General features: G+C 61.7%; 13 protein-coding genes and 2 tRNA genes. 2 read left to right on the top strand and 13 right to left on the bottom strand.

The window, feature by feature from the left end; all coding sequences use genetic code 11:
- Positions 1–98: 98 nt before the first annotated feature.
- From rpoB to tuf, 12 genes are all read right to left on the bottom strand, one after another.
- Complete coding sequence (gene rpoB, locus OOJ09_RS14845) at positions 99–4,235, bottom strand: DNA-directed RNA polymerase subunit beta (RefSeq protein ID WP_269905920.1); 4,137 nt, start codon at positions 4,233–4,235, stop codon at positions 99–101.
- Between the two features lie 250 nt (positions 4,236–4,485).
- A complete protein-coding gene (rplL, locus tag OOJ09_RS14840) occupies positions 4,486–4,863 on the bottom strand; it encodes a 50S ribosomal protein L7/L12 (protein WP_027027740.1) in 378 nt (125 codons plus the stop codon).
- Between the two features lie 54 nt (positions 4,864–4,917).
- On the bottom strand, positions 4,918–5,436 hold the full coding sequence (gene rplJ, locus OOJ09_RS14835; RefSeq protein ID WP_095089664.1) for a 50S ribosomal protein L10: 519 nt from the start codon (positions 5,434–5,436) through the stop codon (positions 4,918–4,920).
- A 411-nt stretch (positions 5,437–5,847) separates the two neighbouring features.
- The gene (gene rplA, locus OOJ09_RS14830; protein ID WP_091586448.1) at positions 5,848–6,546 is read right to left on the bottom strand and encodes a 50S ribosomal protein L1; all 699 of its coding nucleotides are present in this window, start codon (positions 6,544–6,546) and stop codon (positions 5,848–5,850) included.
- Between the two features lie 4 nt (positions 6,547–6,550).
- Entirely contained in the window at positions 6,551–6,979 is a 429-nt protein-coding gene (gene rplK, locus OOJ09_RS14825; RefSeq protein ID WP_006333334.1) for a 50S ribosomal protein L11, read from the bottom strand.
- A gap of 177 nt (positions 6,980–7,156) precedes the next feature.
- Positions 7,157–7,684: a transcription termination/antitermination protein NusG gene (gene nusG, locus OOJ09_RS14820; protein ID WP_091586450.1), complete on the bottom strand. Its 528-nt coding sequence runs from the start codon at positions 7,682–7,684 to the stop codon at positions 7,157–7,159.
- A gap of 27 nt (positions 7,685–7,711) precedes the next feature.
- Positions 7,712–7,915 (bottom strand): preprotein translocase subunit SecE, encoded by a 204-nt coding sequence (gene secE / locus OOJ09_RS14815; protein WP_013531408.1) that lies wholly within the window; start codon positions 7,913–7,915, stop codon positions 7,712–7,714.
- 364 nt (positions 7,916–8,279) lie between these two features.
- Positions 8,280–8,355, bottom strand: a tRNA-Trp gene (locus OOJ09_RS14810).
- Positions 8,356–8,481: 126 nt separating this feature from the next.
- Positions 8,482–8,652, bottom strand: coding sequence for a hypothetical protein (locus OOJ09_RS14805; RefSeq protein ID WP_269905919.1), 171 nt, complete (start codon positions 8,650–8,652; stop codon positions 8,482–8,484).
- A gap of 23 nt (positions 8,653–8,675) precedes the next feature.
- Positions 8,676–9,158: a group II truncated hemoglobin gene (locus OOJ09_RS14800; RefSeq protein ID WP_269905918.1), complete on the bottom strand. Its 483-nt coding sequence runs from the start codon at positions 9,156–9,158 to the stop codon at positions 8,676–8,678.
- A gap of 95 nt (positions 9,159–9,253) precedes the next feature.
- Positions 9,254–10,846: a hypothetical protein gene (locus OOJ09_RS14795; protein ID WP_269905917.1), complete on the bottom strand. Its 1,593-nt coding sequence runs from the start codon at positions 10,844–10,846 to the stop codon at positions 9,254–9,256.
- A 338-nt stretch (positions 10,847–11,184) separates the two neighbouring features.
- Positions 11,185–12,360: an elongation factor Tu gene (gene tuf, locus OOJ09_RS14790; RefSeq protein ID WP_256753628.1), complete on the bottom strand. Its 1,176-nt coding sequence runs from the start codon at positions 12,358–12,360 to the stop codon at positions 11,185–11,187.
- Between the two features lie 293 nt (positions 12,361–12,653).
- Between tuf and OOJ09_RS14785 the strand changes: the two genes are divergently transcribed.
- A complete protein-coding gene (locus OOJ09_RS14785; RefSeq protein WP_269905916.1) occupies positions 12,654–13,541 on the top strand; it encodes a DMT family transporter in 888 nt (295 codons plus the stop codon).
- 163 nt (positions 13,542–13,704) lie between these two features.
- Here OOJ09_RS14785 and OOJ09_RS14780 read toward each other — a convergent pair.
- Positions 13,705–13,778 (bottom strand) — tRNA-Gly (locus tag OOJ09_RS14780).
- Between the two features lie 258 nt (positions 13,779–14,036).
- Here OOJ09_RS14780 and OOJ09_RS14775 point away from each other — a divergent pair.
- On the top strand, positions 14,037–14,468 hold the full coding sequence (locus OOJ09_RS14775) for a potassium channel family protein (RefSeq protein WP_269905915.1): 432 nt from the start codon (positions 14,037–14,039) through the stop codon (positions 14,466–14,468).
- The last annotated feature ends 3 nt before the right edge of the window (positions 14,469–14,471 follow it).

The raw sequence follows: 14,471 nt of genomic DNA, 5'->3' as shown, positions 1-14,471 counted from the left end.
CTTGCATCTAGCGCGGGCCAAACGCCCGCCGTCTTTTGTCGGCCACCGGCCGAAGAATTCGATAGGCGCGCCGCGGCTTTCCGCGGCGCGCCGTAGCCTTACTCGGCCGCGTCGGGCAGCCGGACAGGATTGTCGTCGAGCTTGGTGTTCTCCAGCTCGACATTGAGGCCGAGAGACCGCATTTCCTTGACGAGCACGTTGAAGCTCTCCGGGATGCCGGCCTCGAAGGTGTCGTCGCCACGGACGATCGCCTCGTAGACCTTGGTGCGGCCTGCGACGTCGTCGGACTTCACCGTCAGCATTTCCTGCAGCGTGTAGGCGGCGCCGTAGGCTTCCAGCGCCCAGACCTCCATTTCGCCGAAGCGCTGGCCACCGAACTGCGCCTTGCCGCCCAGCGGCTGCTGGGTAACGAGCGAGTACGGACCGATCGAACGCGCGTGGATCTTGTCGTCCACGAGATGGTGAAGCTTGAGCATGTAGATGTAGCCCATCGTCACCTTGCGATCGAACGGCTCGCCGGTGCGTCCGTCATAGAGCTGCGACTGACCGCTGGTGTGCAGGCCCGCCTGCTCCAGCATGATGTTGATGTCAGCCTCGTGCGCGCCGTCGAACACCGGTGTCGCGATCGAGACGCCGCGGCGCATCTGCTCGCTGAGGCGAACGATGCTCTCGTCGTCATACTCGCGAACCGGCTCGTTGCGGTCGTTGGCCGGCATGAAGCTCTCGAGCGTCTTGCGCAGCGGCTTGATGTCGCCAGCCGCCTTGTACGTGTCGATCAGCTCGCCGATCTTCTTGCCCATGCCCGCGCATGCCCAGCCCAGATGCGTTTCCAGGATCTGGCCGACATTCATGCGGCTCGGCACACCCAGCGGGTTGAGCACGATATCGGCATGCGTGCCGTCCTCGAGGAAAGGCATGTCCTCGACGGGAACGATCCGCGACACGACACCCTTGTTGCCGTGACGGCCGGCCATCTTGTCGCCGGGCTGCATCTTGCGCTTCACGGCCACGAAGACCTTGACCATCTTCATGACGCCGGGAGGCATCTCGTCGCCGCGCTGCACCTTCTCGACCTTGTCCATGAAGCGCTGTTCGAGCGCCTTCTTGGAGTCGTCGTACTGGCCACGCAGGGCTTCCAGTTCGCTCTGGAGCTTTTCGTTCTCCACGGCAAACTGCCACCACTGCGAACGCGGATACTCGTCGAGCGTATCCCTGGACAGCGTCGAGCCCTTCTTGAAGCCCTTCGGTCCAGCGATCGCTTCCTTGCCGACGAGCACGTCGGAAAGGCGCGCGTAGACGTTGCGGTCCAGAATCGCCTGCTCGTCGTCGCGGTCCTTGGCGAGGCGTTCGATCTCCTCGCGCTCGATCGCCATGGCGCGCTCGTCCTTCTCCACACCGTGGCGATTGAACACGCGCACCTCGACGACGGTGCCGAAGGTGCCCGGAGGCATGCGCATCGAGGTGTCGCGCACGTCCGAAGCCTTTTCGCCGAAGATGGCGCGCAGAAGTTTCTCTTCCGGCGTCATCGGGCTTTCGCCCTTCGGCGTGATCTTGCCGACCAGGATGTCACCCGGCTGAACTTCAGCACCGATATAGACAATGCCGGCTTCGTCGAGGTTCTTCAGCGCTTCTTCCGAGACATTTGGAATATCGCGCGTGATTTCTTCCGGTCCGAGCTTGGTATCGCGCGCCATGACCTCGAACTCCTCGATGTGGATCGAGGTGAAGACGTCGTCGGCGACGATGCGCTCGGACAGGAGGATCGAGTCCTCGTAGTTGTAGCCGTTCCACGGCATGAACGCGACCAGCACGTTACGGCCGAGCGCCAGATCACCGAGCTCAGTCGACGGACCGTCGGCAATGATGTCGCCCTTGTTGACCCGGTCGCCCATGCGTACCAGCGGACGCTGGTTGATGCAGGTGTTCTGGTTCGAACGCTGGAACTTCATCAGCCGGTAGATGTCGACGCCGGACTTGCCGGGATCGAGATCCTCGGTGGCGCGAATGACGATACGCGTCGCGTCCACCTGGTCGACGATGCCGCCGCGGCGGGCGCCGATCGCGGCGCCCGAGTCACGAGCAACGATCGGCTCCATGCCGGTGCCGACAAATGGCGCTTCGGCGCGCACCAGCGGCACGGCCTGACGCTGCATGTTCGAGCCCATCAGAGCGCGGTTGGCGTCGTCGTTCTCAAGGAACGGGATCAGCGCCGCGGCCACAGACACCATCTGCTTGGGCGACACGTCCATCAGATCGACGTTTTCGCGCGGCGCCATCATCACTTCGCCGGCGCTGCGGCAAATGACGAACTCGTCGACGAAACCGCCATTCTTGTCGAGCTCGGCGTTGGCCTGCGCGACATGGTGCTTGGCCTCTTCCATCGCCGACAGATAGACGACGTCATTGGTCAGCTTGCCATCGACGATCTTGCGGTACGGGCTCTCGATGAAGCCGTACTTGTTGACGCGTGCGAAGGTCGCCAGCGAGTTGATCAGACCGATATTCGGGCCTTCCGGCGTCTCGATCGGGCAGATGCGGCCGTAATGCGTCGGGTGCACGTCGCGCACCTCGAAGCCGGCGCGCTCGCGGGTCAGACCACCCGGTCCAAGCGCCGACAGACGGCGCTTGTGGGTGATTTCCGACAGCGGGTTGGTCTGGTCCATGAACTGCGACAACTGCGAGGAACCGAAGAACTCGCGCACGGCGGCAGCCGCCGGCTTGGCGTTGATCAGGTCCTGCGGCATCACCGTGTCGATCTCGATCGAGGACATACGCTCCTTGATCGCGCGCTCCATGCGCAGCAGGCCGACGCGGTACTGGTTTTCCATCAGCTCGCCGACCGAACGCACACGACGGTTGCCGAGATTGTCGATGTCGTCGATCTCGCCCTTGCCGTCGCGCAGTTCGACCAGCGTCCTGACCACGGCCAGGATGTCGTCCTTGCGCAGCACGCGCACGGTGTCCTCGGCCTTGAGCTCAAGGCGCATGTTCATCTTGACGCGGCCAACGGCCGACAGATCATAGCGCTCGCTGTCGAAGAACAGCGAGTTGAACATGGCTTCGGCGGTCTCGAGCGTCGGCGGCTCGCCGGGGCGCATGACACGATAGATGTCGAACAGCGCGTCCTGGCGGCTCTCGTTCTTGTCGACGTTGAGCGTGTTGCGGATATAGGCGCCGACATTGACATGGTCGATGTCGAGAACCTTGATCTCGTCTTCGCCGGTGCCGAGCAGCACTTTGAGCGTCTTTTCGTCGATCTCGTCGCCGGCCTCGAGGAAGATCTCGCCCGTGCCATAGTTGACGATGTCCTCGGCCAGGTAGTTGCCGAGCAGGTCCTCGTCGGTCGCCTTGATCGCCTTCAGACCCTTCTCGCCAAGCTGACGAGCCTGGCGGGCGGTGATCTTCTTGCCTGCTTCGACAACGATCTCGCCCGTATCGGCATCGACCAGGTCGCCGACGGCCTTGAGGCCGCGGAAGCGCTCGACGTTGAACGGAATGCGCCAGTGGTCACCGGCCCGCTTGTAGGTGATCTTGTTGTAGAAGGTCGACAGGATCTCTTCGCCGTCCATGCCGAGCGCCATCAGCAGCGACGTCACCGGAATCTTGCGGCGGCGGTCGATGCGGGCGTGCACGACGTCCTTGGAATCGAACTCGATGTCGAGCCACGAACCGCGATAGGGGATGACGCGCGCGGCGAACAGAAGCTTGCCCGACGAATGCGATTTGCCCTTGTCGTGGTCGAAGAAGACGCCCGGCGAACGGTGCATCTGCGAGACAATGACGCGCTCGGTACCATTGACGATAAAGGTTCCGTTCAAGGTCATGAGCGGCATGTCGCCCATGTAGACGTCCTGCTCCTTGATGTCCTTGATCGACTTGGCGCCGGTATCCTCGTCGATATCGAACACGATGAGGCGCAGCGTCACCTTCAGCGGCGCGGCATAGGTGAGGTCGCGCTGACGGCATTCGTCAACGTCGAATTTCGGTCCTTCGAACTCGTACTTCACGAACTCCAGCATCGAGGAGCCGGAAAAGTCCTGAATCGGGAAAACCGACTTGAAAACGGCCTGCAGTCCCTCGTCCGGACGCCCACCCTTGGGCTCCGCCACCATCAGGAACTGGTCATAGGATGCCTTCTGAACCTCGATCAGGTTCGGCATCTCCGCAACTTCCGGGATCTTTCCGAAGAACTTGCGTACGCGTCTGCGGCCATTGAAAGTCTGGGTCTGGGCCATCGTCGCTCCTTAGCTCTAAACTCGGGACGAGCCTCGCCGCGGCCCGCCTTGCATTCTGAGCCACCTCGGCGGCGGCCCTCTGTCTGTTCTCCGGCCGCCTGTCGGCGCCGGCTAAAACGGGAGAAAACCCGTTTCCTGAAGGCCGCTTAGGGGCCCTCAGGAAAGAGGTTCTCGTACGTCTCGCGCTACGCGTGCTCCCTTGGCGCCAAGGGAGTGGCGGACGGCGCGAGGCCGTCCGCCGCTTTTACGCTTACTTCAGGTCGACCTTGGCGCCAGCTGCTTCCAGCTGAGCCTTGAACTTGTCGGCGTCGGCCTTGGAAACGCCTTCCTTGACCGGCTTCGGAGCCGCTTCGACCAGATCCTTGGCTTCCTTGAGGCCAAGGCCGGTGATGGCGCGGACTTCCTTGATGACGTTGATCTTCTGAGCGCCGGCGTCGGTGAGGACGACGTCGAATTCCGTCTTTTCCTCGACCGGAGCGGCAGCAGCAGCACCACCACCAGCGGCGGCAACAGCCACCGGAGCAGCGGCGGAAACGCCCCACTTTTCTTCCAGAAGCTTCGACAGCTCGGCCGCCTCGAGGACGGTCAGCTTCGAAAGGTCGTCTACGATCTTTGCGAGATCAGCCATTGTTGTATTCCTTCATAAGGTTCGAACGTGTGTTTGTGATAGCGAGGAACGGCCTCATGCCGCCTCGTCCTTCCGGGCGTAAGCGCCGATGACGCGCGCGACCGAGGCCGCTGGCGCATTGACGATCTGGGCGATCCGGGTTGCCGGCGTGGCGATCATGCCAACCAGCCTGGCGCGCAGCTCATCGAGCGACGGGAGTGTGGCGAGTGCCTTCACACCGTCGGCGTTGAGCGAGGTGGTGCCCATTGCGCCGCCGAGAATGACGAGCTTGTCATTTCCCTTGGCGAAATCGGACGCGACCTTCGGCGCCGCAATCGGATCCTCCGAATAAGCGATCAGCGTCTGTCCCTTGAACAGGTCGATGATCGATGCGGAGTCCGTGCCCTGAAGAGCGATTTTGGCGAGACGGTTCTTCGCGACTTTGACGGTGCCACCGGCGGCGCGCATTTTCGACCGAAGGTCGTTCATTTGCGCGACGGTGATACCGGCGTAGTGGGCCACGACCACTGAACCTGCGTTCGAGAACGCACCGTTCAGGCCCGTGACGAGTTCGCGTTTTTCCGCTCTGTCCACTGCCTATCTCCAGTTGACCCCCATCCTGTTAACGGGAACATTCCCATTCACGAGGACAGGCGTCGGGTTGCCTTTTGTCGGCCGGGCCATCCAGTAACGGATCTCCCGAACGACGCTCGAGGATCCTGCCCCCTTTCGCCACACCGGCCGGCAAGCCGGACGATGCGCAGACAAAAGGCAAACACGGTTCGAACCTTTCATTGGAGCAATCGCTCCGTTGTCAGGTCTTCACCCGTCTCATGCAGGCCCACATGAATTAAGGCCCCCCTTTTCAAACCAAGGCTCGGGCCGCCTGCAATCTCGGACAGGATGTCCGGAAGCCTTTCGACTTCCGGCACCGGGCCCAGGATAAATCCGAGGCCCGGAATTCTTTGCGGATCAGCTATTCAGCAGCCGATCCGGATGGTCGTATCAGGACGCTGCGAGCGTCGCGACGTCGAGCTTGAGGCCCGGGCCCATCGTCGAGGTGACCGAAACCTTCTTGACGTAGTTGCCCTTGGCACCAGCCGGCTTTGCCTTGTTCACCGCGTCGGTGAAGGCGCGGATGTTCTCTTCCAGAGCCTTGACCTCGAACGAAACCTTGCCAACGCCGGCATGGACGATGCCAGCCTTTTCGACGCGGAACTCGACAGCGCCACCCTTCGATGCCTTGACGGCGGCGGCGACGTCGGTGGTGACGGTGCCAACCTTCGGGTTCGGCATCATGCCGCGCGGGCCGAGCACCTTGCCGAGACGGCCGACCAGCGGCATCATGTCCGGCGTGGCGATGCAGCGATCGAAATCGATCGTGCCCTTCTGGACGATGTCGACCAGATCCTCGGCACCGACGATGTCGGCGCCAGCAGCCTTGGCTTCCTCGGCCTTGTCGCCACGTGCGAACACGGCGACACGAACCGAGCGACCGGTGCCGTTCGGCAGATTGACCACGCCGCGGACCATCTGGTCGGCATGGCGAGGATCAACACCGAGGTTCATGGCGACTTCGATGGTCTCGTCGAACTTGACCGAAGAACGGTCCTTGAGCAGCTTCAGCGCTTCACCCAGGGCATAAGCCTTGTTGGGATCAATGCCTTCGCGGGTCTTCGATACACGCTTTGCAATCTTTGCCATGATCTTAGCCCACCACTTCCAGACCCATCGAACGGGCGGAGCCCTCGACCATGCGCATGGCCGCTTCGACGTCGTTTGCGTTCAGATCCTTCATCTTCTGCTCGGCGATGGCGCGCACCTTATCGCGGCCGATCGTGCCGGCCTTGATCTTGCCCGGCTCCTTCGAACCCGACGTCAGATTGGCCGCCTTCTTCAGGAAGTAGCTCACCGGCGGCGTCTTCATGACGAAGGTGAAGGACTTGTCCTGGTAGTAGGTGATGACGACCGGAATCGGCGATCCCTTTTCCATTTCCTGGGTCTGCGCGTTGAACGCCTTGCAGAATTCCATGATGTTGATGCCACGCTGACCAAGCGCCGGGCCGATCGGGGGAGACGGCGTGGCCGATCCCGCTTTCACCTGGAGCTTGAGCTGGCCCGCAATTTTCTTAGCCATCTCTTTTCCTGCCTTTGTCTATGCCGGCCCCACTATCTGGGAAAACCCGGCGGTTGCAGTCTGGTGGTGCGGTTCCCGCGGCCGGCTAAAGCCGCCTTCGCCTCCCACCGTTCTCAAGACCGCGCAATTGCTTGCGCCGTCTCCCCTGATCGCCGAACCGGCGCCAGGGGTTTCGGATCAGCCTTTTTCGACCTGTCCGAATTCCAGATCGACAGGCACGGCGCGCCCGAAGATCGAAACTTCCACCTTGAGCCGCGCCCGCTCCTCGTCCACTTCCTGGACGAAACCGTTGAACGACGCGAAGGGACCATCCGAAACGCGGATCGCCTCGCCGATCTCGAACGTGACCGAAGGCTTCGGCCGTTCGACGCCCTCCTGCACCTGGTTCAGGATGCGCTGCGCCTCGGCCTCGGTGATCGGCACCGGCTTGGAATCACCCAGGAAGCCGGTGACCTTCGGCGTGTTCTTCACCAGTGAGAACACAGCGTCGGTCAGGTTGGCCTTGATGAGCACATAACCCGGGAAGAACTTGCGCTCGGCATCGACCTTGCGGCCGCGACGAACCTCGACGACCTTCTCGGTCGGCACCACGATCTGCTCGATATCGGCGGACAGGCCCTTCTGCTTGGCCTTGTTGACGATGTCCTCGGCGACCTTCTTTTCAAAGTTCGAATAGGCGTGGACGATGTACCAGCGCGCGGTCATTTCAAGACTTCTCCGTAATCGCCGGACTTAGCGTCCGATGCCCAGAATCTGTTCGACCGCAAGGCCCATGAGCTGATCGGCGGTGAAGAAAAAGATCATCGCAATCACAGCGAAGGCCAGGACCATCACCGTCGAGATCATCGTTTCGCGCCGCGACGGCCAAGTCACCTTGGCGGTCTCCGCGCGGACCTGCTGGAGAAAGACGAAAGGATTTGTGGTTTTCGAAGCCATATGCCGCTCTGTCTTCAAGACCCGTTGGCCGGGTCTCCTGGATGATCCCGCTGGCCGGGACGTGCCGCCTGAGCCCAGTCTCGCGCCGAATCAGCGCAATCATTTCGCCCATGCAAATCAGACGCGTAAAGCCGGCTTCCCAGCTCCACGCGTCGCGTGTCTGTTTCGTCTACATAAAACCGATTCTTGATCCACGCAAGTGGCAAGTGTCCGCTTTATGACCAAACGCCGCCTCGGAACCATCCAGTCGTTCCGTCCCGGCTATGGGGCTCTTATGCCTCAGTCGGCCTAATATGGCAAGCGGGTCGCCAATTTTCAAAGGCGCGCCCGCAGAAATATCGTTTTGATGGCCATTTTCGAGAAATGGCACGGGCAGCAGGGCTCGAACCTACGACCTGCGGTTTTGGAGACCGCCGCTCTACCAACTGAGCTATGCCCGTATCGTGCGCGCATCTCGGCGCAGCAGGCGCTTCCTAAAAGCTTCCGCACGCTCTGTAAAGAGTGGTTTGCAAGCAAACGCGCCTTAACCGCTTTGCCGGAAATCCGGATAGCTGACGATCAGCCCTTCAAGCTCCCGCCTGAGTCGCTGGCGCGCGATTCATGGAGATATCGCATGCCTTCTTCGGTGCATGTCTAGCGCTGCGGGTTATACTCATCACGGTCAGCGCCGGGAAATCGACGAAGGCGCCGGGGCCGTCCCACTCGCGCCAGCGCACGATCTTCATATCTTCCAGCATCGCCCCCCCGTGGCGACTGCAAGCTATTTGGCGCCCGGTACTCGGTACGGCCCGCCGGGCACACCCCAACCCCAGACGGGCATCGGTTCCGTCTCGGGGTCGCAGGTCTCGCCGAGATTGGAATTCATCTTGGCCAGCCGCGATCCCCATTCGACATACCCCATGAAGGCCGATCGGAACTCAGGATCGTCGGGCAGGCCGACCGCGTCGGCGGCGTCGGCCAGAAGATTGATCCAGCGGCGGCGCTGCTCCTCCGTCAGATGCTTGCCCAGATGATGCATGACCATCTCGCGGTGGCCGCCAAATTTTTCGCTGTAGGTTTTCGGCCCGCCAAAAACCTCGCCGATGAATGCCGCGACGTGGGCGGGGTGATCGGGCGACATGGTCCGGAACACCGGCCCGACGATCGGGTCTTGCGCCACCTTGTCATAGAAAGTCTGGGTCAACCGGTTCAGGGCCTCGCTGCCGCCGGCCCATTCGTAGAGTGTCGGGATATCCTCCCTCATTCTCGATCCTCCGCCAGTCCCCGCCGCCAGCAGCGACGATAGCGGAAAAATCGAACATGACTCAACCTGCCTCGATGGCCAGTTGCCGCCACGTTCTACAATTTGGCGGACGCGGCAGCCTCGGCATCGGCGGATGGCAGGATCCGGCAATTTTTGGGCTTGGGAACAGCCTTGCAGATGGTGGCGCCGGTCAGCGCGTCGACCGATTGCGGTCCCGTTGTCAGTCCGACCTTCAGCATCATGTCGGGTTCAAGCTGACGCTCGACCGAGCGCTGCTCTATCACCGCGAACAGACCGGGATCGATCGCCATCTCCTCCAGATAGGCTTTAACTATCCGCTTCTGCCCCATTGCGTACATGCTGAGCCGCGCCTTGGGATCGACCAACCGCTTAACGCCGCCGGCAAGCATGAGCGCGCAGGCTGAATCGCACTCCACTCCAGAATCGCTAATCAGCCCGACATAGGCGCCGTTGTCGGCCAAGCAAGCTCCCCCTACCGGCTCACAGCCTGTAATATTGGTGCGGGCGACCGCGACGTCGAGCGTCCGTTCTCGGATGAGCCGACCCACGATCAAAGCGCTGAACAAGTCGCCTCCCCGTGAGCTGATCACAACGGGCAGCCGCCGGTTGCCAAGCATGGCGAGCAACTGGCTAAGCCTCTGCGGGGTCTGAGGCGTGATCGCGCCTTCGGCCGAGATCCATTCCGGGCAGTCGGGATTGCAGAGCGCGTCACTGCCACGAACAACCACGAAGCGCATCTCCGGCGCCCCATTTCCTGGCGCTGACCAGAACGGCTTGGTGGGCGGAGCCTTCGCAGGTTGAGATGGTGCTGCCTTGGCAGGCTGCGAAAGTGGGACTTGAGCCGGTTGGGAGGGTGAGGCCTTGGCCTCGATCGCCGCTACCTCGGCCGGCTTGGCGTTCGCAGGGATTTCCCTGCAGTTCGCCGGCGCAGGACTTCGTCGGCATATGCCCGCCCATACAAGTATATCGAGAGTGCCCTTGCTGGTGACCAGCTTCATCGTCGTCATGTCGTCGAGGGGGACCTGGCGGATGTCACCCGCGGGTGTGGCTTTCATGACGTCGAGAACGCCCTGTCCCACCCCCATTTCCCTGAGATAGGCCAACAGCCTTCTCTCAACCGCCTTGCTCATCTCGTAGGTCTTGTAGGTGCCGACGTTCGTACGGCTGACGACCTTGCTGCTGATAATCTTCTTCCTGCCATGCACAATTCTGTACATGGTACGGTAATAGATCTTTTGGCGTTGGAATGTCGTAGTGATCTGGTGGACGCCGAGATAAGCCCATCTGCCAACCAGGCGGTTGACACCTCCGGCAAACATCAGCGGACAGGCGGAATTACACATGGCACCGCCGTCGGACGCAATGCCGAAATAGGGGCCCTTGCCGGCCCGGCAAAGGTCCATCCCCGGCTGGCAGCCGGAGAATTTGGTGGCACCAACGGCTACATCGAGTTTGCTCTTGCGGATTATGCGGCCGAGCTGGAGCGCGGCGTCGACGCTGCCGCCGGGAGAATTGACGATGATGGGCAGGTGGCGGCGACCAAGCGTCTTCAATATTTGCCTGAGTTTGGCCGGCGTGCCGGCCTCAATGGTGCCTTCAGCCGAAATCCATTCCGGACAGTTTGGCTCGCAGCCAGCCGCGTTGCTGCGGACGACGGCAAATTGCATCTCCGGGAAACTATCGGACAGAAGGTGCTGAAGGTACCACTTATCGGGATTCCATGTTCTCGGGTCGGAGGGGTCATCGGCCCTCGTGACGGAGGCAGCTATTGCCATAGCGATCACCAGCGCCAGGCGGACGAGCCAACGCCGCGAGCCTGTTGTACTTTTTGAACATCCCAGAACCACGGTTGGCAAATGCCCTCCACCAACGCAACTCATAATAGTTACGGCGGGAATTCGTGCAACAGCCTAAACGGCAGCAATACTTGTTCAGCGGAGCCAAAAAACAAAGGGCGGCCCGAAGACCGCCCTTTTCTTCTCGATCCGGCGGATGCCGGCCTCGATTACTCTTTGATGGTGACGACGATGCCGGCACCGACGGTGCGGCCGCCTTCACGGATGGCGAAGCGCAGCTTCTCTTCCATGGCGATCGGCACGATCAGCTCGACATCGACCGTGATGTTGTCGCCCGGCATCACCATCTCGGTGCCTTCCGGCAGCGACACGATGCCGGTCACGTCCGTCGTGCGGAAATAGAACTGCGGACGGTAGTTGGTGAAGAACGGCGTGTGGCGGCCACCCTCGTCCTTGGTCAGGATGTAGGCTTCGGCCACGAACTTCTTGTGCGGCTTCACCGTGCCCGGCTTGGCCAGAACCTGGCCGCGCTCGACACCTTCACGGTCAACGCCGCGCAGCAGCGCGCCGATGTTGTCGCCAGCCTGGCCCTGGTCGAGCAGCTTGCGGAACATCTCGACGCCCGTGCAGGTCGTCTTGGTCGTCGGACGGATGCCGATGATCTCCAGCTCCTCGCCGACCTTGACCACGCCGCGCTCGACGCGGCCAGTCACCACCGTGCCACGGCCCGAGATCGAGAACACGTCCTCGATCGGCATCAGGAACGGCTTGTCGAGCGGACGAACCGGCGTCGGGATGTAGGCATCGACCGCCGCCATCAGCTCGCGGATCGCGTCCTCGCCGATCTTCTTGTCCGAATCTTCCAAGGCAGCCAGCGCCGAACCCTTGACGATCGGAATGTCGTCGCCGGGGAACTCGTTCTTGGTCAGAAGCTCGCGAACCTCGAGCTCGACCAGTTCGAGCAGCTCGGCGTCATCAACCTGGTCGACCTTGTTCAGGAACACCACGATCGACGGCACGCCGACCTGACGGGCAAGCAGGATGTGCTCGCGGGTCTGCGGCATCGGGCCGTCGGCTGCCGAAACAACCAGGATCGCGCCGTCCATCTGCGCGGCGCCGGTGATCATGTTCTTCACATAGTCGGCGTGGCCGGGGCAGTCGACGTGAGCGTAGTGGCGGTTGGCCGTCTCGTATTCAACGTGAGCCGTCGAGATCGTGATGCCGCGCGCCTTCTCTTCCGGCGCCGCATCGATCTGGTCATAGCGCTTGTATTCGCCAAAATACTTCGTGATCGCCGCCGTCAGCGACGTCTTGCCATGGTCAACGTGACCAATCGTGCCAATGTTCACATGAGGCTTGGTGCGCTCGAATTTACCTTTTGCCATAGTCTCTTTCCTTGGACGGCCTTGACCTTCAGTTCAGTCGAATGCGGGGCGATTAGCGACAAAGGCCAAAAAACACAAGCGTCTTTTGGCCGGGCGCCGTCTCACTCGGTCCGAACCCGAGATCCGGTTGCGGGGTGTGGCGCTGATATAGGAACACCCACGGGGGAATGAAATGGGCGAAAGACCGGTCGGACAAAGCCGGCATCGCACCCTCGTCCTTGCCCATCACTGTCTGATTCACGGCCAGCTCATGGCCCATTGCGGTCGTCATCGAGGTCTGATCTCCTGACCGGATGCATTTCATCCCCGCCTCAATCCGTGGCCCGCTGTTCATGATCGTTTCGACGGGATCGTACCTCGTCAACGACACGATGATGAAGCTCGCAACGTCAGGCCTGCCATCCTACGAAGTGCTGTTTTTGCGCGGCACGGCCGCAACGCTCTGGGGCTTCCCGCTGCTGTTCGCGCTGGGTTACCGCAAACAGATCCCGCTGATCCTCGACAAGCGCGTGCTGCGCAGGAACCTGCTCGAGCTGGCGGCGATCCTCTGTTACGTGGTGGCGCTCGCCAACATGCAGATCGCGGATTCGACCGCACTCGGGCAGATCACACCCCTCTTGATGCTGGTGGGCTCGTCGATCCTGTTTGGCGAGCGGATCGGCGGCCGGCGGATGGCTCTGATCGGGCTCGGCTTCATCGGCGCGCTGATGGTGGCGCAACCGACCGTGCAAGGCATTTCGGTCTACGCCTTGCTGGCGCTGGGCAACGCGGCGCTGGCGGCGGCGCGCGACCTTGCCGGCAGGCGGGTCTCGGCCGAGGTGCCCGGGATGATCGTGGCGATTTCCGCAGTCGTTGTGGTGCTGATCGGCGCAGGTGCCGCGCATCTGATTTCGGAGCGCTGGGTCATGCCCGAGACGCGTCACCTGCTGCTGATGGCCGGCGCCGGATTTTTCCTGATCTTCGGCCACTTCTTCATTTTCATGGCCTATCGCGTCGGGCCAACCAGTGCCGTGGCGCCCTTCTATTATTGCTTCACCGTCTGGGCGGTCATTTCGGGCCTGCTGGTGTTCGGGCAATTCCCCAATGCACTGGCCGTCTGCGGCATCCTGCTGGTTGTCGGCAGCGGACTGACCATCGTGTCGCTGGATCAGCGCCAGCGCAGGCTGGCCGTCGTCGCATAGGACCCGTCACCTCTGGAGCGGGTAGCGAACCCCCAAATATTCCGGCTGGGAGCCAACAGCCCGCCCTCGAAGCGTTCCCGCCCGTGTGCCGCAAGGGAATCGCTCGATTGAACGCTTTGGTGTTCAATCGGACGTCAGGTCAGAGGTAGTTGGCGTGGGCCTTTGGAGCGGGTAGCGGGAATCGAACCCGCACTGTGAGCTTGGAAGGCTCTTGTGATACCATTTCACCATACCCGCATACAGTGACCTAGCTAGTCGACGTTGTTGCGAAGGTCAAGTCCGTCAATCCGGCATTCGGGGCCAACAAATCCGCCAGCCCGTCCGAACACTTTCGGTCAACACGGTGCCAGACACGACCGCCGAGACTGCCGAACTTGCCCGCCGCGGCTGGGCGCCAGCAGTCTGCCGGCGAAACCTGCCGGTTCAACGCTCGAAAGCCGCCCAGGTTTGATTTCGCGCAAGGAAGGACGCAATTGCGATTTCTACCTTCCGCGCATGGTCCTCAATCTCCTCATCGGCACCGTCATCATAAGTCTGACAGTCCTGGTCCACACCTTTGGCCTCATCGCCATCACGCGTGCGATGGGATACCTTGTCGCGCGGTTTCGCATGCACGGGCGTCGCAGCCGCATTGTCGCTATGATCAGTGTGGTGATGGGGCTCTTCGCCGTCATGACCACCGAGGTCTGGCTCTGGGCCGGCCTATACCGGTTGCTCGATATCTTCGTCGACTTCGAAACCGCCCTGTACTTTTCAACCATCACCTTTTCGACGGTTGGCTATGGCGACGTCGTGCCTGCTCATGGATGGCGCATACTGGCGGCGCTCGAAGGCGTGAACGGGTTTCTGCTTATCGGCTGGTCCACCGCCTATCTGATCGCTGCCGGAACGCGCGTCGGCCCGTTCAAGGCGGGGGAGCATTTCTGAGCC

The organism is Mesorhizobium qingshengii, from assembly GCF_027563465.1.
GTDB lineage: Bacteria > Pseudomonadota > Alphaproteobacteria > Rhizobiales > Rhizobiaceae > Mesorhizobium > Mesorhizobium qingshengii_A.
The sequence above is the reverse complement of the archived record's forward strand: the minus strand, read 5'-3'. Positions and strand labels throughout refer to the sequence as shown.

What these genes read in the sequence shown, in the direction of transcription:
- rpoB (WP_269905920.1), bottom strand. Translation starts at nt 4,235, where the DNA reads ATGGCCCAGACCCAGACTTTCAATGGCCGCAGACGCGTACGCAAGTTC.
- rplL (WP_027027740.1), bottom strand. Translation starts at nt 4,863, where the DNA reads ATGGCTGATCTCGCAAAGATCGTAGACGACCTTTCGAAGCTGACCGTC.
- rplA (WP_091586448.1), bottom strand. Translation starts at nt 6,546, where the DNA reads ATGGCAAAGATTGCAAAGCGTGTATCGAAGACCCGCGAAGGCATTGAT.
- rplK (WP_006333334.1), bottom strand. Translation starts at nt 6,979, where the DNA reads ATGGCTAAGAAAATTGCGGGCCAGCTCAAGCTCCAGGTGAAAGCGGGA.
- nusG (WP_091586450.1), bottom strand. Translation starts at nt 7,684, where the DNA reads ATGACCGCGCGCTGGTACATCGTCCACGCCTATTCGAACTTTGAAAAG.
- secE (WP_013531408.1), bottom strand. Translation starts at nt 7,915, where the DNA reads ATGGCTTCGAAAACCACAAATCCTTTCGTCTTTCTCCAGCAGGTCCGC.
- OOJ09_RS14805 (WP_269905919.1), bottom strand. Translation starts at nt 8,652, where the DNA reads ATGCTGGAAGATATGAAGATCGTGCGCTGGCGCGAGTGGGACGGCCCC.
- OOJ09_RS14800 (WP_269905918.1), bottom strand. Translation starts at nt 9,158, where the DNA reads ATGAGGGAGGATATCCCGACACTCTACGAATGGGCCGGCGGCAGCGAG.
- OOJ09_RS14795 (WP_269905917.1), bottom strand. Translation starts at nt 10,846, where the DNA reads ATGCAATTTGCCGTCGTCCGCAGCAACGCGGCTGGCTGCGAGCCAAAC.
- tuf (WP_256753628.1), bottom strand. Translation starts at nt 12,360, where the DNA reads ATGGCAAAAGGTAAATTCGAGCGCACCAAGCCTCATGTGAACATTGGC.
- OOJ09_RS14785 (WP_269905916.1), top strand. Translation starts at nt 12,654, where the DNA reads ATGCATTTCATCCCCGCCTCAATCCGTGGCCCGCTGTTCATGATCGTT.
- OOJ09_RS14775 (WP_269905915.1), top strand. Translation starts at nt 14,037, where the DNA reads ATGGTCCTCAATCTCCTCATCGGCACCGTCATCATAAGTCTGACAGTC.